This is a genomic window from Variovorax sp. J31P179 (genome assembly GCF_030316985.1).
Classification (GTDB): Bacteria; Pseudomonadota; Gammaproteobacteria; order Burkholderiales; family Burkholderiaceae_C; genus Variovorax; species Variovorax ginsengisoli_B.
In genome coordinates, this window is record NZ_JASZYL010000010.1 from 93,969 (window position 1) to 113,514 (window position 19,546).

The 19,546-nt window shown below is 68.5% G+C and carries 20 protein-coding genes and 1 tRNA gene; 14 read left to right on the plus strand and 7 right to left on the minus strand.

Annotation, left to right across the window (positions count from 1 at the left end; all coding sequences use genetic code 11):
* Window positions 1–9 precede the first annotated feature (9 nt).
* The 3 genes from ugpC to QTI17_RS24375 all read left to right on the plus strand — a co-directional run bounded on the left by ugpC (window position 10) and on the right by QTI17_RS24375 (window position 4,301).
* Window positions 10–1,017 (plus strand): sn-glycerol-3-phosphate ABC transporter ATP-binding protein UgpC, encoded by a 1,008-nt coding sequence (ugpC, locus tag QTI17_RS24365; protein WP_286536238.1) that lies wholly within the window; start codon window positions 10–12, stop codon window positions 1,015–1,017.
* Window positions 1,014–1,751, plus strand: coding sequence for a glycerophosphodiester phosphodiesterase (gene ugpQ, locus QTI17_RS24370; protein ID WP_286536239.1), 738 nt, complete (start codon window positions 1,014–1,016; stop codon window positions 1,749–1,751). The genes ugpC and ugpQ overlap by 4 nt, the downstream gene beginning before the upstream one ends.
* 75 nt (window positions 1,752–1,826) lie before the next feature.
* Complete coding sequence (locus tag QTI17_RS24375) at window positions 1,827–4,301, plus strand: DUF3772 domain-containing protein (protein WP_286536240.1); 2,475 nt, start codon at window positions 1,827–1,829, stop codon at window positions 4,299–4,301.
* Here the strand turns inward: QTI17_RS24375 and QTI17_RS24380 are convergent.
* A complete protein-coding gene (locus QTI17_RS24380; protein ID WP_286536241.1) occupies window positions 4,298–4,579 on the minus strand; it encodes a hypothetical protein in 282 nt (93 codons plus the stop codon). The genes QTI17_RS24375 and QTI17_RS24380 overlap by 4 nt on opposite strands.
* An 81-nt stretch (window positions 4,580–4,660) precedes the next feature.
* On the opposite strand from QTI17_RS24380, the gene hemA reads away from it, so the two are divergent.
* From hemA to paeA, 7 genes are all read left to right on the plus strand, one after another.
* Window positions 4,661–5,944 (plus strand): glutamyl-tRNA reductase, encoded by a 1,284-nt coding sequence (gene hemA / locus QTI17_RS24385; RefSeq protein ID WP_286536244.1) that lies wholly within the window; start codon window positions 4,661–4,663, stop codon window positions 5,942–5,944.
* A gap of 91 nt (window positions 5,945–6,035) precedes the next feature.
* Window positions 6,036–7,124, plus strand: a complete 1,089-nt coding sequence (gene prfA / locus QTI17_RS24390; protein ID WP_286536245.1) for a peptide chain release factor 1 — start codon at window positions 6,036–6,038, stop codon at window positions 7,122–7,124.
* Between the two features lie 38 nt (window positions 7,125–7,162).
* Window positions 7,163–7,975: a peptide chain release factor N(5)-glutamine methyltransferase gene (prmC, locus tag QTI17_RS24395; protein ID WP_286536380.1), complete on the plus strand. Its 813-nt coding sequence runs from the start codon at window positions 7,163–7,165 to the stop codon at window positions 7,973–7,975.
* A gap of 30 nt (window positions 7,976–8,005) precedes the next feature.
* A complete protein-coding gene (gene grxD, locus QTI17_RS24400; protein WP_286504878.1) occupies window positions 8,006–8,332 on the plus strand; it encodes a Grx4 family monothiol glutaredoxin in 327 nt (108 codons plus the stop codon).
* 14 nt (window positions 8,333–8,346) lie between these two features.
* Window positions 8,347–8,841, plus strand: a complete 495-nt coding sequence (locus QTI17_RS24405) for a cupin domain-containing protein (RefSeq protein WP_286523412.1) — start codon at window positions 8,347–8,349, stop codon at window positions 8,839–8,841.
* Between the two features lie 109 nt (window positions 8,842–8,950).
* Entirely contained in the window at window positions 8,951–9,946 is a 996-nt protein-coding gene (locus tag QTI17_RS24410) for an AAA family ATPase (protein ID WP_286536246.1), read from the plus strand.
* A gap of 49 nt (window positions 9,947–9,995) precedes the next feature.
* Window positions 9,996–11,321, plus strand: coding sequence for a polyamine export protein PaeA (paeA, locus tag QTI17_RS24415; RefSeq protein ID WP_286536248.1), 1,326 nt, complete (start codon window positions 9,996–9,998; stop codon window positions 11,319–11,321).
* Here paeA and QTI17_RS24420 read toward each other — a convergent pair.
* The gene (locus QTI17_RS24420) at window positions 11,299–11,940 is read right to left on the minus strand and encodes a lytic transglycosylase domain-containing protein (RefSeq protein ID WP_286536249.1); all 642 of its coding nucleotides are present in this window, start codon (window positions 11,938–11,940) and stop codon (window positions 11,299–11,301) included. The genes paeA and QTI17_RS24420 overlap by 23 nt on opposite strands.
* 10 nt (window positions 11,941–11,950) lie before the next feature.
* Window positions 11,951–13,699: a proline--tRNA ligase gene (locus QTI17_RS24425; protein ID WP_286536251.1), complete on the minus strand. Its 1,749-nt coding sequence runs from the start codon at window positions 13,697–13,699 to the stop codon at window positions 11,951–11,953.
* Between the two features lie 125 nt (window positions 13,700–13,824).
* Here QTI17_RS24425 and QTI17_RS24430 point away from each other — a divergent pair, with 125 nt between their 5' ends.
* Together QTI17_RS24430 and QTI17_RS24435 are read left to right on the plus strand one after the other, a co-directional pair.
* On the plus strand, window positions 13,825–14,481 hold the full coding sequence (locus tag QTI17_RS24430) for an RNA pyrophosphohydrolase (RefSeq protein WP_286523959.1): 657 nt from the start codon (window positions 13,825–13,827) through the stop codon (window positions 14,479–14,481).
* Window positions 14,423–14,974 (plus strand): CNP1-like family protein, encoded by a 552-nt coding sequence (locus QTI17_RS24435; RefSeq protein ID WP_286536253.1) that lies wholly within the window; start codon window positions 14,423–14,425, stop codon window positions 14,972–14,974. The genes QTI17_RS24430 and QTI17_RS24435 overlap by 59 nt, the downstream gene beginning before the upstream one ends.
* 22 nt (window positions 14,975–14,996) lie before the next feature.
* Here QTI17_RS24435 and proB read toward each other — a convergent pair whose 3' ends face one another.
* The 4 genes from proB to rplU form a co-directional block, all read right to left on the minus strand.
* Window positions 14,997–16,136: a glutamate 5-kinase gene (proB, locus tag QTI17_RS24440; protein ID WP_286536254.1), complete on the minus strand. Its 1,140-nt coding sequence runs from the start codon at window positions 16,134–16,136 to the stop codon at window positions 14,997–14,999.
* Window positions 16,133–17,200 carry an Obg family GTPase CgtA gene (cgtA, locus tag QTI17_RS24445; RefSeq protein ID WP_286536255.1) on the minus strand — a complete coding sequence of 356 codons (1,068 nt, stop codon included), beginning with the start codon at window positions 17,198–17,200 and terminating at the stop codon, window positions 16,133–16,135. Before cgtA ends, proB begins: the two co-directional genes overlap by 4 nt.
* Window positions 17,201–17,277: 77 nt before the next feature.
* Window positions 17,278–17,535, minus strand: coding sequence for a 50S ribosomal protein L27 (gene rpmA / locus QTI17_RS24450; protein WP_286369136.1), 258 nt, complete (start codon window positions 17,533–17,535; stop codon window positions 17,278–17,280).
* 12 nt (window positions 17,536–17,547) lie between these two features.
* Window positions 17,548–17,859, minus strand: coding sequence for a 50S ribosomal protein L21 (gene rplU / locus QTI17_RS24455; protein WP_286369298.1), 312 nt, complete (start codon window positions 17,857–17,859; stop codon window positions 17,548–17,550).
* 208 nt (window positions 17,860–18,067) lie between these two features.
* On the opposite strand from rplU, the gene QTI17_RS24460 reads away from it, so the two are divergent.
* Together QTI17_RS24460 and QTI17_RS24465 are read left to right on the plus strand one after the other, a co-directional pair.
* Window positions 18,068–19,060 (plus strand): polyprenyl synthetase family protein, encoded by a 993-nt coding sequence (locus tag QTI17_RS24460; RefSeq protein WP_286536381.1) that lies wholly within the window; start codon window positions 18,068–18,070, stop codon window positions 19,058–19,060.
* 59 nt (window positions 19,061–19,119) lie between these two features.
* Window positions 19,120–19,196: transfer RNA gene (locus QTI17_RS24465), tRNA-Pro, on the plus strand.
* The last annotated feature ends 350 nt before the right edge of the window (window positions 19,197–19,546 follow it).

Genomic DNA, 19,546 nt, shown 5'->3' on the forward strand with positions numbered 1-19,546 from the left:
CGACTAGATATGGCTGCCCTCTCACTTCGCAACGTCATCAAGCGCTACGGCCACGGCCCGAAAGCCAACCAGGTCATCCACGGCGTGAGCGCCGAGATCCCCGACCACGAGTTCGTCGTCATCGTCGGCCCCTCGGGCTGCGGCAAGTCGACCCTGCTGCGCATGGTCGCGGGGCTGGAAGAAATCAGCGCCGGCGAGATCCGCATCGGCGACCGCGTGGTCAACAACCTCGAGCCCTCCGAGCGGGACATCGCGATGGTGTTCCAGAACTACGCGCTCTACCCGCACATGACGGTGTTCGACAACATGGCCTATGGCCTGAAGATCGCCAAGGTGCCGGTGCCTGAGATCAAGACCCGGGTCGACAAGGCGGCCGGCATCCTCGAGCTCGGCCACCTGCTCACGCGCAAGCCGCGCGAGCTCTCGGGCGGCCAGCGCCAGCGCGTCGCCATGGGCCGCGCGATCGTGCGCCAGCCGAAGGTCTTCCTGTTCGACGAGCCGCTGTCGAACCTGGACGCCAAGCTGCGCGCCCAGACCCGCCTCGAGATCCAGAAACTGCACCGCGAGCTCGGCATCACCTCGCTGTTCGTCACCCACGACCAGGTCGAGGCCATGACCTTGGCCGAGCGGATCATCGTGATGAACGGCGGCGTGATGGACCAGTTCGCCACCCCCGAGGAGGTCTATTCGCGTCCTGCGACCACCTTCGTCGCCAGCTTCATCGGCTCGCCGCCGATGAACCTGCTGCGGCACGCGCCGGGCGTGCGTCCCGGCATGATCCTCGGCATCCGGCCCGAGCACCTGAGCCTCGACGCCAACGGCTGGTCGGTGCAGGTCGAGCATGTCGAGCTGCTGGGCGCCGAGCGCCTGATCTACGGCCGCATCGGCGAGGAACCGCTGATCATGCGGGTCGACGAAGGCCAGGCGCCGCCGGTCGCCGGCGACACCGTCAAGATCGCGGCCCGCCAGGACAAGCTGCACTGGTTCGACGCCGGCTCCGGAAAGCGAAGCCCATGACCGACTGGCCCTACCCGCGCTGGATCGCCCATCGCGGTGCCGGCAAGCTGGCGCCGGAAAACACGCTGGCGGCGTTCCGTCTCGGCGCCGAGCATGGCTTCCGGATGTTCGAATGCGACGCCAAGCTGAGCGCCGACGGCGTGCCCTTCCTGCTGCACGACGCGACGCTCGAGCGCACCAGCAACGGGCGCGGGGTCGCCGGCGAGCTGCCGTGGGCGGCGCTGTCGCAGCTCGATGCCGGTGGCTGGCACTCGCGGCGCTACGCCGGCGAGCCACTGGCCAGCCTCGAGGGCCTGATCCGCTTCTGCCAGGCCAACCGCCACGCGCTCAACATCGAGATCAAGCCGACACCGGGCACCGAGCGCCGCACCGGCGAGGTCGTCGCCAACCACGCGGCGCGGCTCTGGACCGATGCTACCCAGCCTCCGCCCTTCCTGACCTCCTTCGCCCCGGACGCCCTGCGCGGCGCCCTCGCCGCCCAGCCGGGACTGCCGCGCGGCCTGCTGCTGGACACGCTGCCCGCGGGCTGGCTAGCCACCGCGCTCGCGCTCGGCTGCGTCGCGGTCGTCTGCAACTACGCGCTCTGGGACGCCGCGACCGTCGCGCAGGTGCATGCCGCCGGACTTCGTGCGTTGAGCTACACCGTCAACGACGAATGGGCGGCCGAACGGCTGCTCGCGCTCGGCACCGATGGCATCATCACCGACCGCGTCGATCGCTTCAGTCCGGCCTGAATGCCGGCCCGGCGCCGGCCTGAGCGCGCCCTTGGCCGACATCGATCCGGTCCGCCGGCTTTTATGATGAAGCCCATGCGCTGGCTCCTCCGTCTCCCGGCCCTCCTGCTGGCTGTCGCGCTGTGCGGCGGCGGCGCCTGGGCACAAGCCCCCGCCGCGCCCGATGCCGCCCCCACGGTGGCTGCCCTGCGCAGCCAGCTCGAAGCGATCCCGTCTTCGGTGGAGACCAGCGCCGACGTGCGCGGCGTGGTCGAGCAGCTCAACGCCATCAGCACCGCGACCGACAAGTTCATCGCCGCGCGCACCGGCGAACTCAACGACATGAACGCCCGGCTCGGCGAACTCGGCAACGCGCCCGCCGCGGGCACCACCGAAAACCCCGACATCACCCGCCGCCGGACGGCGCTGACCCGGGACCGCAATGCGCTGGACGCCAATATCCGGCTGGCACGGCTGGTGTCGGTGGATGCGCAGCAACGCGCCAACGACCTGCTGAGCAAGCGCCGCGCCCTGTTCGAGGCCCAGCTGACCGAACGCGCGCCCTCGCCGCTCGGAAGGGAATTCTGGGAGGACATCGCCGACGCCTGGTCCGGCGACGTCGCGCGGCTCGAGAAGCTCGGCGCCGAGTTCGAGAGCGGCTTCGAGGCCGCGCGCAGCCCGGACAACGCCGCCCCGGTGCTGGGCACGCTGGCCGCCGCCTTGCTGCTGGCACTGCTGGGCAACTGGCTGGCCGAGCGGGCGCTGGCCCGGTTCGCCGCGAGCTACCTGCCGCCCGGGCGCCTGCGGCGCTCGCTGTTGGTGATCGCGATAGTGACCACCAACATGGTGCTGGTCGGAGTGGCCGCGCAAGGCGCGTTCTCGGTGTTCGACAACCACGGCGTCTGGGGCCCGCAGACCCGCCAGCTGGCGCAGAGCGTGGTCCAGTCCAGCATCTTCATCGCTTTCGTGGTCGGGCTCGGGCGCGCGCTGCTGTCCAACGGGCGTCCCTCGTGGCGATTGCCGCCGATCTCCGACCCGATGGCGGAACGGCTCGCGCCCTTCCCCTGGGTCATGGCGCTGGTGGCGATCGTGGTCTGGGCGCCGACCCAGATCAACGCCGTCGTCGAGGCCAGCTTCGCCGCGGTCGTCGCCACCCACGTGATGACGGCCCTGATCCTGACCGCCATGATCGGCGCGATGCTGCTGCGCCTGCACGGCGCGCCGGTGGCCGAGCCGCCCGCGGCGGCGCCACCGCCGAAGGAAACTCCGCCGGGCCCGGCGCCGGCCGTGGTCGCGCCCGAACCCCCCAAGGGCAGCCTCGACGAGCGGCCGATGTGGGTCGGCGTGCTGCTCGCCGCGGTCACGTTGAACCTGATCGGCATCTGGGTGCTGGTGGCGATCGGCTACGTCGCGATGGCGAGCTTCCTCGCCAGCCAGCTCACCTGGGCCGGCATCGTGGCCGCGGCCTTCTACGTGCTGTTCAAGTTCGCCGACGACCTGTTCGTGTCGGTGGTGTCATCGCGCAGCAATTTCGGCCAACGCCTCCAGTTGAGCTTCGGCCTGGAACCGCGCACGCTCGACCAGGCGGCGGTGGTGCTCTCCGGCCTGAGCCGCGTGATCCTGTTCTTCTACATGGTGATCGCGCTCGCCACGCCCCTGGGAACCAGCCCCGGCGAGGTCTACCAGCGCAGCGGCAAGTTCGGCAGCGGGATCAAGATCGGCGAGATCCAACTGGTGCCCAGCGCGATCATCAGCGCCGTCACGGTGCTGGTGCTCGGCTTCATCGCGCTGCGGGTGGTCAAGCGCTGGCTGGAACAGCGGTACCTGCCGCATACCGGCCTCGAGCCGGGGATGCAGAGTTCGATCACCACCCTGCTCGGCTACGTCGGCGGCATCCTGGTGGTCGCCTTCGGACTCTCGGCGCTGGGCATCGGCATCGAGCGCATCGCCTGGGTGGCGAGCGCGCTGTCGGTCGGCATCGGCTTCGGGCTGCAGGCCATCGTGCAGAACTTCATCTCGGGCCTGATCCTGCTGGCCGAACGGCCGGTCAAGGTCGGCGACTGGGTGGTGCTGGGCAATGCCGAAGGCGACGTCCGCCGCATCAACGTGCGCGCCACCGAAATCCAGCTCGGCGATCGCTCCACCATGATCGTGCCGAACTCCGAGTTCATCACCAAGACCGTGCGCAACATGACCCTCGCCAATGCCGAGGGACGGGTGCTGATTCGCCTGCCGATGCCGCTCACGACCCACGCCACACGGGCCCGGGAAGTCATTCTCGCGGCGTTCGCCGACCACCCTGGCGTGCTGGCCAGCCCGGCCCCCTCGGTCACGCTCGAAGGCGTGGAGGTCGGTTTTCTGATCTTCCAGGCGGTCGCCTACGTGCAAAGCCCCCGGCTGGCCGGCGGCGTGCGCAGCGACGTGCTGTTCGCCATGCTCGACGGCTTGCGCGCGGCCGAACTTCCGATGGCGGCCTATCCGGGGGCGCCCCCTTATCCGGGAGGACCGCCCGCGCCGGCGACTGTGGCGCCACCACCGCCGCCGCCCGTTCTGCCCGGTTTGGCGACCTAGGAACGGCGCCAGCCGCCGGCCACCAGCCACTGGCTGGTGGCGCAGGCCAGCACCAGGGCCGCATAGGTCGCCATCTTTCCGTCGCGGCCGAAGTAGACCAGACCGCCGGCCAGCACAGCCACGCCAACTATGAAATTGATAGCGCCCTGGAGCCACCAGGACGGCGTTCCGGCGGCTTTTCTCATCGTCAACCGGCCCAGCAGCGCCGAGAAGAAACCGACCGCGAAGGCCGGCGCGACGAAATTGATCAGGTGATTGAAAAGGTCCAGCGGTGCCATGTCAGGGGGTCGCCGATCGGATTGCGGCCTTTTTTCCGGCCGCGGGTGGTCTGGGCCTTGCTCATTTTATAATCAGCGGCTATGTCAGTCTGGGCCCTCGGCTTGAACCACACGACCGCGCCGCTCGACCTGCGCGGTCGTTTCGCGTTCGCCATCGACCAGATCGCCCCGACACTGCACAGCCTGCGCCACTCTTTCGGCTCGAACCGCCATCCCGACGTCGAGGCGGCGATCATCTCGACCTGCAACCGCACCGAGATCTACTGCGCCGCCGACCAGGTCGCGCTGGAGCACACGGTCGACTGGCTGGCCCACAGCGGCGGCGTCTCCCCGGCCCTGCTTCGCTCGCACGCCTACACCCTGCACGACGACCACGCCGCGCGCCACGCCTTCCGGGTCGCGAGCGGGCTCGATTCGATGGTGCTCGGCGAGCCCCAGATCCTCGGCCAGATGAAAGACGCCGTGCGTGCCGCCGAGACCGCCGGCGCCCTCGGCAGCACCCTGAACCAGCTGTTCCAGCGCTCCTTCGCGGTCGCCAAGGAGGTGCGCACCGCAACCGAGATCGGCGCCCATTCGATCAGCATGGCCGCCGCCGCCGTGCGCCTGGCCGGCCAGCTGTTCGAAGACCTGCGGCACACGCGCGTGCTGTTCATCGGCGCCGGCGAGATGATCGACCTGGCGGCGACCCACTTCGCGGCCCGCCAGCCCAAAGCCATCGTCATCGCCAACCGCACTCTGGAACGCGGCGAAAAGCTGGCCTCGCGCTTCGGCGGCGAGGCGATGCGGCTGGCCGACCTGCCGGCCCGGCTGGCCGAGTTCGACATCGTCGTGAGCTGCACCGCCAGCACGCTGCCGCTGATCGGCCTGGGCGCGGTCGAGCGCGCGCTCAAGGTGCGCCGGCACCGCCCGATGTTCATGGTCGACCTGGCGGTGCCGCGCGACATCGAACCCGAAGTGAAGGCACTCGAGGACGTCTATCTCTACACGGTGGACGACCTGGCGCAGGTGGTGCAGCAGGGCCACGCCAACCGGCAGGCCGCCGTGGCGCAGGCCGAGGTCATCATCGATGCCGGCGTGCAGAGCTTCATGCACTGGCTCGACCAGCGCGGCACGGTGCCGCTGATCCGCCAGCTCAACGCCCAGACCGACGAATGGCGCGCCACCGAACTGGCCCGCGCCCGCAAGCTGCTGGCCCGGGGCGAAGACGTCGACGCGGTGCTCGAAGCCCTGTCGCGCGGCCTGACGCAAAAGATGCTGCACGGGGCGATGGCCGAGCTGCACGCCGGCGATGCCGCGGCCCGCGAGCAGACGGCGCAGATGATCTCGCGCCTGTTCCTGCGCAACGAACCGCGCAAAGAGCGTTAGCGACGCTGGCCGTCCCGGCGGCGCCGCCTGCCGCCACGCCCGCCGCCGCGCACCGGCTGCGCCCCCTCTCATTCGCAACGCCCTCTTCTCCGTGAAACCCTTCCTGCGTCACCAACTCGAGCGCTACGCGCAACGCCTCGGCGAACTCGACTTCCTGCTTTCGCGCGAGGACATCATGTCCGACATGGCGCAGTACCGCACCATCTCGCGCGAGCATGCCGAGGTGACGCAGGTGGCCGGCCGCTACAGCCGCTACCTGCAGCGCGAGGCGGACCTGGCCAGCGCCCGCGAGATGCTCGACGAGCCCGAGATGGCCGAGATGGCGCAGGAGGAGATCGCCGCCGCCGAGGCCGAGCTGCTGCAGCTCGACGACGAACTGCAGCGCCTGCTGCTGCCCAAGGACCCGGACGACGCCCGCAACGCCTTCCTGGAGATCCGTGCCGGCACCGGCGGCGACGAATCGGCGCTGTTCGCCGGCGACCTGCTGCGCATGTACACGCGCTACGCCGAGCGCGCCGGCTGGCGCTGCGAGATCGTCAGCGAGAGCGAGAGCGAACTCGGCGGCTACAAGGAAGTCGTGATCCGGATCGTCGGCGACGAAGTGTTCGGCAAGCTGCGCTTCGAATCCGGCGGCCACCGGGTGCAGCGCGTGCCGGCGACGGAAACGCAGGGCCGCATCCACACCAGCGCCTGCACGGTGGCCGTGCTGGCCGAGCCCGACGAGGCCCAGGCGGTGCAGATCAACCCGGCCGACCTTCGCATCGACACCTACCGCGCCAGCGGCGCCGGCGGCCAGCACATCAACAAGACCGACTCGGCGGTGCGCATCACCCACATCCCGACCGGCATCGTGGCCGAATGCCAGGACGACCGCAGCCAGCACCGCAACAAGGCCAAGGCGCTGCAGGTGCTGTCGGCGCGGATCCAGGAAAAAGACCGCAGCGAGCGCGCGGCCAAGGACGCCGCCATGCGCAAGGGCCTGATCGGCACCGGCGACCGCTCCGACCGCATCCGCACCTACAACTTCCCGCAAGGCCGGCTCACCGACCACCGCATCAACCTCACGCTCTACAAGCTGCTGGCGATCATGGAAGGCGACCTCGGCGACGTGCTGGCGGCGCTGCAGGCGGCGCGCGAGGCCGAGCAGTTGGCAGAGCTCGAAGCCAGCCTCCCCGCGTGACCCCTCCGCCCGAACACCCGCCCTCGACCCCGGCGCAGATGCTGGCCGCGGCGGCCGCGCTGGGCATCGAGCGGCTCGACGCCCAGTTGCTGCTGCTGCATGCGCTGGGCCGCGCCGCCGGCGAGCGCGCCTGGCTGCTGGCGCACGACACCGACCCGCTGCCGGACGCCGCCCGGCGGGCCTTCGAGCGGCTGTGCGAGCGCCGCCTCGCCGACGAGCCGGTGGCCTACCTGGTCGGCGAGAGAGAGTTCCACGGCCTGGGCCTGCGGGTCGACGCCCGCGTGCTGGTGCCGCGTCCCGACACCGAGACCCTGGTCGAATGGGCGCTGCAATGCCTGGACGGCCGGCCGGCCCCGGCCGTGCTCGACCTCGGCACCGGCAGCGGCGCGATCGCCCTGGCGATCCAGCATGCCCGGCCCGACGCCCGGGTGGCGGCGGTCGATGCCAGCGCCGACGCCCTGGCCGTGGCCCGCGCCAACGCGGCAAGGCTCGGCTTGCCGGTGCGCTTCGCCCAGGCCGACTGGCTGGACGGCGCCGACCGCGGGCTGGACCTGATCGTCTCGAACCCCCCCTACATCGTGGCCGGCGACCCGCACCTGGCCGCCCTGCGCCACGAGCCGCTGCGGGCGCTGGTCTCCGGGGCCGACGGGCTGGACGACATCCGCCGCATCGTCCGGGCGGCGCCGGAGCACCTGGCCGAGGGCGGCTGGCTGCTGCTCGAACACGGCTGGGACCAGGCCGACGCGGTGCGGCAGCTGCTGGCCGCAGGCGGCTTCGCCGATGTCCAAAGCCGCGACGACCTCGCCGGCATCGCGCGCTGCTCGGGCGGAATCCGGCGCACAGTGAAATAATCCGCCCAATCCAATTTTCAGGAGTCCCCCATGTCCGACACCCAGCAACGCATCGACGATCTCGTCAAGAGCAACGACCTCGTGCTCTTCATGAAGGGCAATGCCAGTTTTCCGATGTGCGGTTTCTCGGGCCGCGCGATCCAGATCCTCAAGGCCGTGGGTGTCGACACCCGCACGCTCAAGACCGTCAACGTGCTGGACGACGCCGAAGTGCGCCAGGGCATCAAGGAATACAGCAACTGGCCGACCATCCCCCAGCTCTACGTCAAGGGCGAATTCGTCGGCGGTTCGGACATCCTGATGGAAATGTACGAGTCGGGCGAGCTGCAGCAGATGCTCAACGGCAGCCCGGCCTGAGCCTGCCCCGGGCGATGAGCCACGACCACGCCGATCACGGACACGCCGAGCCGGCGTGGAAGCACGACGGCGTGCGCGTGATTCCCGGCAACCAGCTCGACACCAACACCGCCCAGACGCCGGGCATGAACCGGGCCGCAGCGATCAACTTCGCGCGCGTCGGGGCCCAGAAGCTCTGGGCCGGCACCGTCACCATCCACGCCAACGCCAAGACCGGCGCCCACCATCACGGCCATCTCGAATCCGTGATCTACGTGGTGCGCGGCCGGGCCCGCATGCGCTGGGGCGAGCAGCTCGAATTCACGGCCGAGGCCGGCCCGGGCGACTTCATCTACGTGCCGCCCTATGTGCCGCACCAGGAAATCAACGCCAGCGAGACCGAGGCGCTCGAATGCGTGCTGTGCCGCAGCGACGGCCAGGCGGTGGCGGTCAACCTCGACATCGAGCCGGCCGAAAAGCCCGAATCGGTGTTGTGGGTCGACCCGACCCATCCGCACGGCGGCGTGTGACCGCCGCGCGACAGATCCCCAAAACAGGGCAAAGCGAGAAAACGTAGACATCCGGCGAACCCGGGCACGGCTTATGCTGTCCAAAGAGTGTTCGAAACCGGAGGTGTCCATGGATTCCCGCAGTCTCGTCCCCGCATCGCCGTCGTTCCAGCTGCCGGTCGCCAACCTGCGCAGCGTGTTCCAGACGCACGATGTCGAACGCAAGCTCGCCAAGCTCCCCGAGCGCGAGCACGAACACCTTCGCACCACTTACGAGCGCATGCTCGAGCGCGGTCCCGCCCGGTTCCAGGTCAAGCCGAGCGGCGTACCCGAGATGGCATCGCTCTACGCCCAATTGCCCAATTTCACCGAAGTCCTCGACGACGTGCGGCGCCATGTCGCCCTGGCGCAGGACAGCCGCGACGGCCTCGAGGTCACGCCGATGCTGCTGCTCGGCGCGCCCGGCATCGGCAAGACCCATTTCGCGAAGAAGCTGGCCGATCTGCTGGGCACCGGGATGTCACTGGTGCCGATGAACTCCATGACCGCGGGCTGGCTGCTCTCGGGCGCCTCCTCGCAGTGGAAGGGTTCCAAGCCCGGAAAGGTGTTCGAGGCGCTGGTCGAGGGCCAGTACGCCAATCCGGTGATGGTGGTCGACGAGATCGACAAGGCCGGCAGCGACAGCCAGTACGACCCCCTGGGCGCGCTCTACAACCTGCTCGAACACGACACCGCCCACGCTTTCGTCGACGAATTCGCCGAGGTGGCCATCGACGCCAGCCAGGTGATCTGGATCACGACCGCGAACGACGCGCGCGGCATCCCGGAACCCATCCTCAATCGCATGAACGTGTTCGAGATCGAATCGCCCTCGCCCGAGGCGGCTCGCCAGATCGCGCGCCAGCTCTACGACGCGATCCGCGGCGACCACGACTGGGGCCGGCTGCTGGCCGTGGAGCCCGCACCGGACGTGCTCGACCAGCTCGCCACGCTGGCGCCGCGCGAGATGCGGCGCGCCCTCATGACCGGCTTCGGCAATGCCCGCCTGGCCGGGCGCGACGAGGTCCGGGTCGACGACCTGCCCCGGATCAACGCGGCGAGAAGCCGGATCGGCTTCGTCCAATAACGGGGCCGCTGCCGGTCATGGCACCATGGCGGTCTTCATCGACCGCACCATGACCCTGACTCAGAGCCTCCTGACCATCGTCGCGCTGATCGCGACCAGCGCCTTCTTCTCGCTGGCCGAGATCTCGCTGGCGGCCTCGCGCCGACTGCGGCTGCGCCAGATGGCCGATGAAGGCGATGCGCGCGCCGAACGGGTGATGCGCGTCCAGGAACACCCGGGCCACTACTTCACCGTGGTGCAGATCGGCCTGAATGCGGTCGCGATCCTCGGCGGCGTCGTCGGCGAGGGCGCGCTGAGCCCCTATTTCGCCCGCCTGTTCGGACTCTGGCTCGGCGCCGACGCGGCCCAGACGGCCGCCTTCCTGGCTTCCTTCATCACCATCATCTCGGTCTTTCTGGTGTTCGCCGACCTGTTCCCGAAGCGCCTGGGCATGAGCAGCCCGGAACTGCTGGCGGTGCGCATGGTCGGGCCGATGCAGGTGCTGATCACCGCTTTCAAGCCGCTGGTCTGGCTGTTCACGGTCACGACCGACCTGCTCTTCAAGTTGCTGGGCATGCCGCTTGCGCGCGACGAGAAGATCACCTCGGCCGACATCCTCGCGATGACCGAGGCCGGCGCCCGGGCCGGCGTGCTCGCGGTGCGCGAGCAGCAGGTGATCGCCAACGTGTTCGAGCTCGACACCCGGCTGGTCAGCAGCGTGATGACGTCGCGCGACCGCATCGCCTGGTTCCTGCGCGACGACCCCGAGTCGGTGCTGCGCGCGCGCATCGTGGCCGAGCCCTTCTCCGCCTACCCGGTGTGCGAGGGCGACATCGACCACGTGCTCGGCTACGTCGACGCCAAGGACATGTTCCAGCGCGTGCTGAGCGGCCAGCCGCTGTCCTTCGACCATGGCCTGCCGCTGCACAAGGCGCTGGTGATTCCCGACCGGCTCTCGCTGACCGAAGTGCTCGAGCAGTTCCAGCAGGCCCACGAGGACTTCGCGATCATCGTCAACGAATACAGCCTGGTGGTCGGCGTCATCACGCTCAACGATGTCATGAGCACCGTCATGGGCGACCTGGTCGGCGCCCAGGACGAGGAGCAGCAGATCGTCAGGCGCGACGAGAACTCCTGGCTGATCGACGGCGTGACGCCGATCCAGGACGTGCAGCGCGCACTCGACATCGAGAGCCTGCCGCACGACGACGAGTACGAGACCCTGGCCGGCTTCCTGATGGTCATGCTGCGCCGGGTGCCCAAGCGCACCGACAGCGTCAGCTGGGCCGGCTACACCTTCGAGGTGATGGACGTCGACAGCTACCGGATCGACCAGGTGATGGTCACCCGGGGCACGCGCCCGAGCCCGGCCGTCAATCCAGCGGCCGGTCCTTGAAGACCCAAAGGCGCTGATTCGCAAAGACGGCGTCCGGATACGGCGAACGCCCGCGGCTGCCGTTGTAGCGGCCCAATGTCATGAACAGGTCGCCCTGCTCGCGGTCCAGGTAGTGGCGCAGGATCACGCAGCCGAAGCGCAGGTTGGTCTGCATGTGGAACAGCTTGGACGGGTCGCTGTCGCCGATCACGCGGGTCCAGAAAGGCATCACCTGCATGTAGCCGCGGGCACCGGCGCTGGACACCGCGAACTTGCGGAAGTTGCTCTCGACCTGGATCAGCCCCATGACCAGGCTGACATCGAGGCCGGAGCGCCGCGCCTCGTACCAGACGGTCTGCAGGAATTCCTTGCGCGTCGGCCAGTCGGTCAGTTTCTTCTTGAGCCGCTCGCTCATGGCGCCGAGCCAGCGCAGGTAGGCCATGCGGGCTTCGGTGTCGCCGAATTCCGGGATCGGCGGCGCCTTGTTCTGGATCGCCGAGCTCAGCGCGGTGCGCACCGAGTCGATCAGCGGCTCCTCGATCTGCGCCCCGGCCAGGGCACGCTGCGGCAGCGCCAGCGAGAGCGCACCCGCGGCCGCGCCGCCGAGGCACAGACGCCGGGAAAGGCCGGGCGCTTTCAAGGCCGTCGGCTCAGGCCGCCGCCAAGCGGCCCGCGATGAAGTCGGCGATGCCGGCCGCCGGCACCTTGGTCGCCGCCGTGTCGCGGCGATGCTGGTATTCCAGCTGGCCTTCCTTGAGGCCGCGGTCGGAGATCACGACCCGGTGCGGCACGCCGATCAGCTCCCAGTCGGCGAACATCGCGCCCGGACGCTCGCCGCGGTCGTCGAGCAGCACGTCGACGCCGGCCGCCAGCAGCTGCTCGTAGAGGGCCTCGGCCGCCGTCTTGACCTCGGCGCTGCGGTCCATGCCGATCGGGCAGACCACCACCGTGAACGGTGCGATCGCGTCCGGCCAGATGATCCCGCGCTCGTCGTTGTTCTGCTCGATCGCCGCCGCCGGCAGCCGCGTGATGCCGATGCCGTAGCAGCCCATCTCGAGGAACTGCGGCTTGCCGGCCTCGTCGAGGAAGGTGGCGTTCATCGGCTTGCTGTACTTGGTGCCGAGCACGAACACATGGCCGACCTCGATGCCGCGCTCGATCGCGAGCAGGCCGCGGCCGTCGGGCGAGGCATCGCCCGCCACCACGTTGCGCAGGTCGGCCACCGCATCGGGCTCGGGCAGGTCGCGCCCCCAGTTGACGCCGGTCAGGTGGAAGTCGACTTCATTGGCCCCGCAGATCCAGTCGGCCAACACCGCGACTTCGCGGTCGGCGACGATCTTGACCGGCTGCTTGAGGTTCAGCGGGCCCAGGTAGCCCGGCTTGCAGCCGAAATGGTCTTCGATCTCGGTCACGGTGGCGAAGCGGAAGCCTTGGTCGAGCCCCGGCACCTTGCTCACCTTGATCTCGTTCATGTCGTGGTCGCCGCGCAGCAGCAGCAGCCAGACCTGGACCTTCTTGACATTGCCGGCGTCGTCCAGCTCTTCGGTGGCCAGCACCAGCGATTTCACGGTGGTCGCCAGCGGCACGCCGAGCAGCAGGGCTACGTCCTCGCAGGTCGCCTTGCCGGGCGTCGGCGTCTTGGTGAGCGCACCTACGGCCGCAGGACGCGGGCCGGCGGGCGCCAGCGCCTCGGCCTTTTCCATGTTGGCGGCGTAGTCGCTGTCGGGGCAGTAGACGATCGCATCCTCGCCGGTCGCGGCGATCACCTGGAACTCCTGGCTGACGTCGCCGCCGATGGCGCCGCTGTCCGCCGCCACCGCCCGGTAGCGCAGGCCGAAGCGGTCGAAGGCCCGGCGGTAGGCGTCCGACATGATCTTGTAGCTGGCCTTGGCGCCGTCGAGGTCGCGGTCGAAGCTGTAGGCGTCCTTCATGATGAACTCGCGTCCGCGCATCAGGCCGAAACGGGGCCGGCGCTCGTCCCGGAACTTGGTCTGGATCTGGTAGAAGTTCTTCGGCAGCTGCTTGTAGCTGCGGATCTCCTGGCGCGCGATGTCGGTCACGACCTCCTCGCTGGTCGGCTGGATCACGAAATCGCGGTCATGCCGGTCCTTGATGCGCAGCAGCTCAGGGCCGTAACCCTGGAAGCGCCCGGCTTCCTGCCAGATCTCGGCCGGCTGCACCACCGGCATCGCCAGCTCGACAGCGCCGGCCCGGTTCATTTCCTCGCGCACGATGGCCTCGACCTTGCTGATCACGCGCAGGCCCATGGGCATGTAGGTGTAGATGCCGGTGCCCAGCTTCTTGATCATGCCGGCGCGCATCATGAGGCGGTGGCTGGCGACCTCGGCATCGGCGGGCGCTTCCTTGAGGGTGGAGATAAAGAATCGGGAAGCTTTCATCGGTCTCGCAGGGGGCTGGAACGGGTGGTCGGGAGGGCAGGTCCTGGGGGGTCCTGGAACCGGTCGCTTGCCGTGCGCAACCCGGCATGCATAATCGACTCAGTTCAAAAAATTGGGGTTTGATTATGCTCGACCGGGACGGCTTCAGGCCCAACGTCGGCATCATCCTGCTCAACCAGAGAAACCAGGTTTTCTGGGGCAAACGCATCCGCACCCATTCCTGGCAGTTTCCGCAAGGCGGCATCGATCGCGGCGAAAGTCCCGAGCAGGCCATGTTCCGGGAACTGCACGAGGAAGTAGGTCTCCATCCGGAGCATGTGCGGATCGTCGCCCGTACCCGCGACTGGTTGCGCTACGAGGTGCCGGATCGGTTCATCCGCCGAGACGCACGAGGCCATTACAAGGGCCAGAAGCAGATCTGGTATTTGCTGCAGTTGACCGGTCACGATTGGGATCTGAACCTGCGCGCCACCGATCACCCGGAGTTCGACGCCTGGCGCTGGCACGACTACTGGGTGCCGCTCGACGTCGTGGTCGAGTTCAAGCGCGGCGTCTACGAGATGGCGCTGACCGAACTCGCCCGCTACCTGCCTCGGCAGGATTTCCGCAACCGCTTCCTGCGCAGCAATGTGCGGGCCCGTGAATTCGAGCGCCATCCGCCCGGCGCGGGCCACGAACCGACCTTCGAGCTGCCGCCCGGCGCCAGCTTCGATCCCAACCCGAATGCCAATCTTGCCAACGATCCTGCCTCGACGAACGACCCGTCCCACTTCCCCCGCTAGCCGCGCCGGCCGCGCGCTGCTGCTGGCCTGCGCGCTGGGCGCCGCCGGCCTGGCCCAGGCCCAGGTGTTCGGCGATGTCGACTGGAAGGAAACCGAGGCGCCGCCGCCGCCGGCCTTCGACCTGAACAAGCTGGTCCCGATCACCATGCCGCCCTACATGACGCTGAAGTTCGGCGTCGATCCGGCCACCATCAAGATCACCGGCGACGGCGTGGTCCGCTACGTGGTGGTGGCCACCCACAAGGAGGGCGGCGCGCTCAACGCCTACTACGAGGGGCTGCGCTGCGCCACGGCCGAATACAAGAGCTACGCGCGCTTCACCAACGGCGCCTGGGACCCGACGCCGGCGCCCGAATGGAAGCGCCTGAGCGAACGCAACTCGATCTACACCAAGGCACTGGCGGCGCAGGCCCTGTGCCGCGGCGATGCCCCGCGGGGCTCGGTCGGCGAGATGATCCGGGTCCTGAAGGCGCCGGTGCGCGAAGTCGAGTGACTGGCCAGCGCCCCGCGGGCGCTCAGCCCTGCAGCAGCACCATGTTGTCGCGGTGCACCATCTCCGGCTCGGCCGCATAGCCCAGCAGGCGCTCGAACTCCGACGAGGGCTTGCGGCACAGCATCCGCGCCTCGGCGCTCGAATAATTCGCCAGTCCGCGCCCGAGTTCGACGCCCTGGGCATCACGGATGGCGATCACGTCGCCGCGCGAGAACTCGCCTTCCACCCCCGTCATGCCGATCGGCAACAGGCTCTTGCCCTCGCCGCGGACCTTGGCCGCCGCGCCGGCATCGACCAGGACCGCGCCGCGCAGCTGCAGATGGTCGGCCATCCAGCGCTTGCGCGCCTGGTGCTTGGCAGTCTGGGCGACCAGCAGGGTGCCGATCGCCTCGCCGCGCGCCAGGCGCAGCAGAGCGTCGGGCTCGCGGCCCCAGGCGATCACGGTCGAGGCGCCGGAACCCGCCGCGCGCTTGGCCGCCAGGATCTTGGTGATCATGCCGCCGCGCCCGATGCTGCTGCCGGCGCCGCCGGCCATGGCTTCGAGCTCAGGGTCGCCGGCGGCCGCCTCGTCGACAAAACGGGCAGCCGGATCCTTGCGCGGGTCGGCCGTGAACAGGCCCTTCTGGTCGGTCAGGATCACCAGCGCATCGGCCTCGACCAGGTTGGCGACCAGCGCGCCCAGCGTGTCGTTGTCGCCGAACTTGATCTCGTCCGTGACCACCGTGTCGTTCTCGTTGATGACCGGCACCACGCCCAGCGCCAGCAGGGTCACCAGGGTCGAGCGCGCATTGAGGTAGCGCTCGCGATCGGCCAGGTCGGCGTGGGTCAGCAGCACCTGGGCGCTGCCCATGCCGTTCTCGCGCAGCTTGGTCTCGTAGACCTGCGCCAGGCCCATCTGGCCGACGGCGGCGGCGGCCTGCAGTTCGTGGATCTCGTGCGGGCGGGTGCGCCAGCCGAGGCGCTTCATGCCTTCGGCGATCGCGCCGCTCGACACCATCACGACCTCTCGGCCGTCACGCACCAGCGCCGCCAGTTGCCGGCACCATTCGCCGATGGCAGCTTCGTCGAGCCCGCGCCCCTCGTTGGTCACGAGGCTGGAGCCCACCTTGACGACGATGCGGCGCGCGTCGCGCAAGACGGTGGAGCCGGAAGTCGAACTCATGGCTGGAGATCGGGGAAGCGTGGATCGACTTCGACCGGCGGCTGCTCGGCCACCTGCTGCGCCTTGACGTGCTGGTAGATCGCCTGCACCAGCGGTTCGCAGCCTTCGCGCGTGAGCGCGGAGATCTCGAACACCGGCCCCTTGAAGCGCAGCCGTTTGACGAAATCCTTGACCTTCGCGGCCCGCTCGTCGTCGGCCACCATGTCGAGCTTGTTCAGCACCAGCCAGCGCGGCTTCTCGTACAGGGCCTTGTCGTATTTCTTGAGCTCGCCCACGATCGCCTTGGCCTGGGCGACCGGGTCCACGCCCTCGTCGAAGGGGGCCAGGTCGATCACGTGCAGCAGCAGGCGGGTGCGCTGCAGGTGGCGCAGGAACAGATGGCCCAGGCCCGCACCTTCGGAGGCGCCTTCGATCAGGCCCGGCAGGTCGGCGACCACGAAGCTCTGCTCCGGCCCGACGCGCACCACGCCCAGGTTCGGGTGCAGGGTCGTGAACGGGTAGTCGGCGATCCGCGGACGCGCGTTGGAGATGGCGCTGATCAAGGTCGACTTGCCGGCGTTCGGCATGCCCAGCAGGCCGACGTCGGCCAGCACCTTGAGTTCGAGCTTGAGGTTCTTCTTTTCGCCTGGCCAACCGGGTGTCTTCTGCCGCGGCGCACGGTTGATGGCGCTCTTGAAGCGCATGTTGCCGAAACCGCCGTCACCGCCCTTGGCGATCGTGATGACCTCGCCGGGCGTCAGCAGTTCGTAGAGCACCTCGCCGGTCTCGGCGTCCGAGATGATGGTGCCGACCGGCATCTTCAGCGTGATGTCCTCGCCGGCGGCGCCGAACATGTCGGAGCCCATGCCGTGCTGGCCGCGCTTGGCGTCGTGACGGCGCGAGAAGCGGAAGTCGACCAGCGTGTTCAGGTTCGAGTCGGCGACCGCGAACACATGGCCGCCGCGACCGCCGTCGCCGCCGTTCGGACCGCCGAACTCCTTGTACTTCTCATGGCGGAACGACACGCAGCCGTTGCCGCCGTCGCCGGCGGCGACGTCGATGAAGGCTTCGTCCACGAACTTCATGAGATGTCCAGTCAGTCAGTCTACAAAATGAAAAAGCCCCGGCAAAGCGGGGCTCCGATCGGGTCGAAGTGACTGGCTTACGCCGGCGTCACATTGACCGTGTGCTTGTTGAGCGCACCCTTGGTGCCGAAGGAAACAGTGCCTTCGACCAGGGCGAACAGCGTGTGGTCCTTGCCGATGCCGACGTTGACGCCGGGGTGGAACTGGGTACCGCGCTGGCGCACGATGATCGAGCCTGCGCTGATCAGTTCGCCGCCGAAGCGCTTCACGCCGAGCATCTTGGGCTTGGAATCGCGCCCGTTTCGCGTTGAGCCGCCGCCTTTTTTCTGTGCCATGGAATGTGCTCCTTAGCCGGCGATCGCGCCGATTTGCAGTTCAGTGAACTGCTGGCGATGGCCTTGACGTTTCTGATAGTGCTTGCGACGGCGCATCTTGAAGATGCGAACCTTGTCGTGCTTGCCGTGCGACAGGACCGTGACCGTCACCGTGGCGCCGGATACCAGGGGCGTACCGACCTTGATTTCGCTGCCGGTTCCGACTGCGAGCACCTGATCGATCACGATTTCCTGGCCCACGTCCGCAGCAATCTGTTCTACTTTAATTTTTTCGCCGGAAGCAACGCGATACTGCTTGCCGCCGGTTTTTATGACCGCGTACATTATTGACCTCTTGGGAAAAGATGGCTCCACGGCGAATTCCGTAGAGCCCACGATTATAGCACTCCGGCCGTTTTGCGCCACATGGCATGCCGGGGCCGCCTGGGGACCGGGCCGGCCGTCCCTATAATCGACAGCTTCCGGCCCCTCCGGCCTCCCCGGCCGCCAGCGCCATCGTCGCATCTCCTGCTGCGCGCAAGCGCCCTTGCCTTTGTCAGTTCACGCCGCCGACACCTCCCCCGCCGCCGCCGTTCTCAGCCTGATCGCCGACGACATGGACAGCGTCGATCTCGTGATCGCACGTCGGCTCGACACCGGCGTGCCGCTGGTCAGCCAAGTCTCGAAATACATCATCTCCGCGGGCGGCAAGCGGCTGCGCCCGGCGCTGCTGCTGCTGATGGCGGGCGCCCTGGGCTATCGCGGCGAGCAGCGCTTCAACCTGGCCGCCGTGGTGGAGTTCATCCATACCGCCACCTTGCTGCATGACGACGTGGTGGACGAGTCCACGCTGCGCCGCGGCCGCCCGACCGCCAACGAATCCTTCGGCAACCCGGCAAGCGTGCTGGTCGGCGACTTCCTCTACTCGCGCGCCTTCCAGATGATGCTGGACGCCGACGACGTTCGCGTGATGCAGATCCTGGCCGAGGCGACCAACGTGATCGCCGAGGGCGAGGTGCTGCAGCTCATGAACATGCACGACGCCACCCTCGACGAGGACGCCTACCTGCGCGTCATCCGCTCGAAGACCGCCAAGCTGTTCGAAGCCAGCACGCGGCTCGCCGCCGTGCTGGCCGGGGTGCCGCCGGACGTCGAAGAAGCCTGCGCCACCTACGGGCAAGCGCTGGGCACGGCGTTCCAGGTCATCGACGACGTGCTCGACTACGCCGGCGACGCCAGCGAAACCGGCAAGAACGTCGGGGACGACCTGCGCGAGGGCAAGACCACGCTGCCGCTGATCCTCGCGATGCAGCGCGGCACGGCGGCGCAGCAGGCGCTGATCCGCGACGCCATCGAGGCCGGCGACACGACGCAACTGCCGCAGATCGTCGCCATCGTGCGCGAAACCGGCGCCCTGGAAGCCACGCGCGCCGCCGCCGCCGCCGAGGCGCAACGCGCGATCGACGCGCTTCGTGGTTTTTCTGCAAATCCGCACTCCGCGGCTTTGCTACAATTAGCGGCTCAGCTGCTTGAGCGGCGCGCCTGACGATCAACTCACCCGAGTGAACGCCACGGTCGTGTCACTGTTCTCGCAATCAGCACCATCGGGGTGTAGCTTAGCCTGGTAGAGCGCTACGTTCGGGACGTAGAGGCCGGAGGTTCGAATCCTCTCACCCCGACCATTTTTCTTGAATCAACTCGACATTTCTGGCGTCCATGCAACGTGGACCGCCTGCTGACCGCGCAGGCAACGACCGAGTCGTTTCGAATCCTCTGCGCCATCAACCGGTGTGCGGCATCCCCGCAACATCCCTTTCGGCGTCCCTGGACGCTGTGCTACGCTAAGCCTCCGGTGCGTCGATTGCACAGGGTTTGCCCATTGATGCCCATTAACTCAGGCAGCGGGCCCCTGGAGCAGGGCAGTGCAAAGGAGGTCCGACCCTCTCACCCCCATCAGCCTTTCAGGGCTGTAATTGCCAAATGCTCCGCGGAACCGTTGCCGCGCAGCGGTTTACAGCGCTTGGGCGATCAG

Bases quoted from the DNA above. Each gene is read 5' to 3' on its own strand.
- paeA (WP_286536248.1), top strand. From the start codon at position 9,996: ATGACCCTGACTCAGAGCCTCCTGACCATCGTCGCGCTGATCGCGACC.
- ugpC (WP_286536238.1), top strand. From the start codon at position 10: ATGGCTGCCCTCTCACTTCGCAACGTCATCAAGCGCTACGGCCACGGC.
- cgtA (WP_286536255.1), bottom strand. From the start codon at position 17,200: ATGAAGTTCGTGGACGAAGCCTTCATCGACGTCGCCGCCGGCGACGGC.
- ugpQ (WP_286536239.1), top strand. From the start codon at position 1,014: ATGACCGACTGGCCCTACCCGCGCTGGATCGCCCATCGCGGTGCCGGC.
- QTI17_RS24375 (WP_286536240.1), top strand. From the start codon at position 1,827: ATGCGCTGGCTCCTCCGTCTCCCGGCCCTCCTGCTGGCTGTCGCGCTG.
- proB (WP_286536254.1), bottom strand. From the start codon at position 16,136: ATGAGTTCGACTTCCGGCTCCACCGTCTTGCGCGACGCGCGCCGCATC.
- QTI17_RS24410 (WP_286536246.1), top strand. From the start codon at position 8,951: ATGGATTCCCGCAGTCTCGTCCCCGCATCGCCGTCGTTCCAGCTGCCG.
- grxD (WP_286504878.1), top strand. From the start codon at position 8,006: ATGTCCGACACCCAGCAACGCATCGACGATCTCGTCAAGAGCAACGAC.
- QTI17_RS24430 (WP_286523959.1), top strand. From the start codon at position 13,825: ATGCTCGACCGGGACGGCTTCAGGCCCAACGTCGGCATCATCCTGCTC.
- QTI17_RS24425 (WP_286536251.1), bottom strand. From the start codon at position 13,699: ATGAAAGCTTCCCGATTCTTTATCTCCACCCTCAAGGAAGCGCCCGCC.
- QTI17_RS24435 (WP_286536253.1), top strand. From the start codon at position 14,423: ATGCCAATCTTGCCAACGATCCTGCCTCGACGAACGACCCGTCCCACT.
- QTI17_RS24380 (WP_286536241.1), bottom strand. From the start codon at position 4,579: ATGGCACCGCTGGACCTTTTCAATCACCTGATCAATTTCGTCGCGCCG.
- QTI17_RS24405 (WP_286523412.1), top strand. From the start codon at position 8,347: ATGAGCCACGACCACGCCGATCACGGACACGCCGAGCCGGCGTGGAAG.
- rpmA (WP_286369136.1), bottom strand. From the start codon at position 17,535: ATGGCACAGAAAAAAGGCGGCGGCTCAACGCGAAACGGGCGCGATTCC.
- prmC (WP_286536380.1), top strand. From the start codon at position 7,163: ATGCTGGCCGCGGCGGCCGCGCTGGGCATCGAGCGGCTCGACGCCCAG.
- hemA (WP_286536244.1), top strand. From the start codon at position 4,661: ATGTCAGTCTGGGCCCTCGGCTTGAACCACACGACCGCGCCGCTCGAC.
- rplU (WP_286369298.1), bottom strand. From the start codon at position 17,859: ATGTACGCGGTCATAAAAACCGGCGGCAAGCAGTATCGCGTTGCTTCC.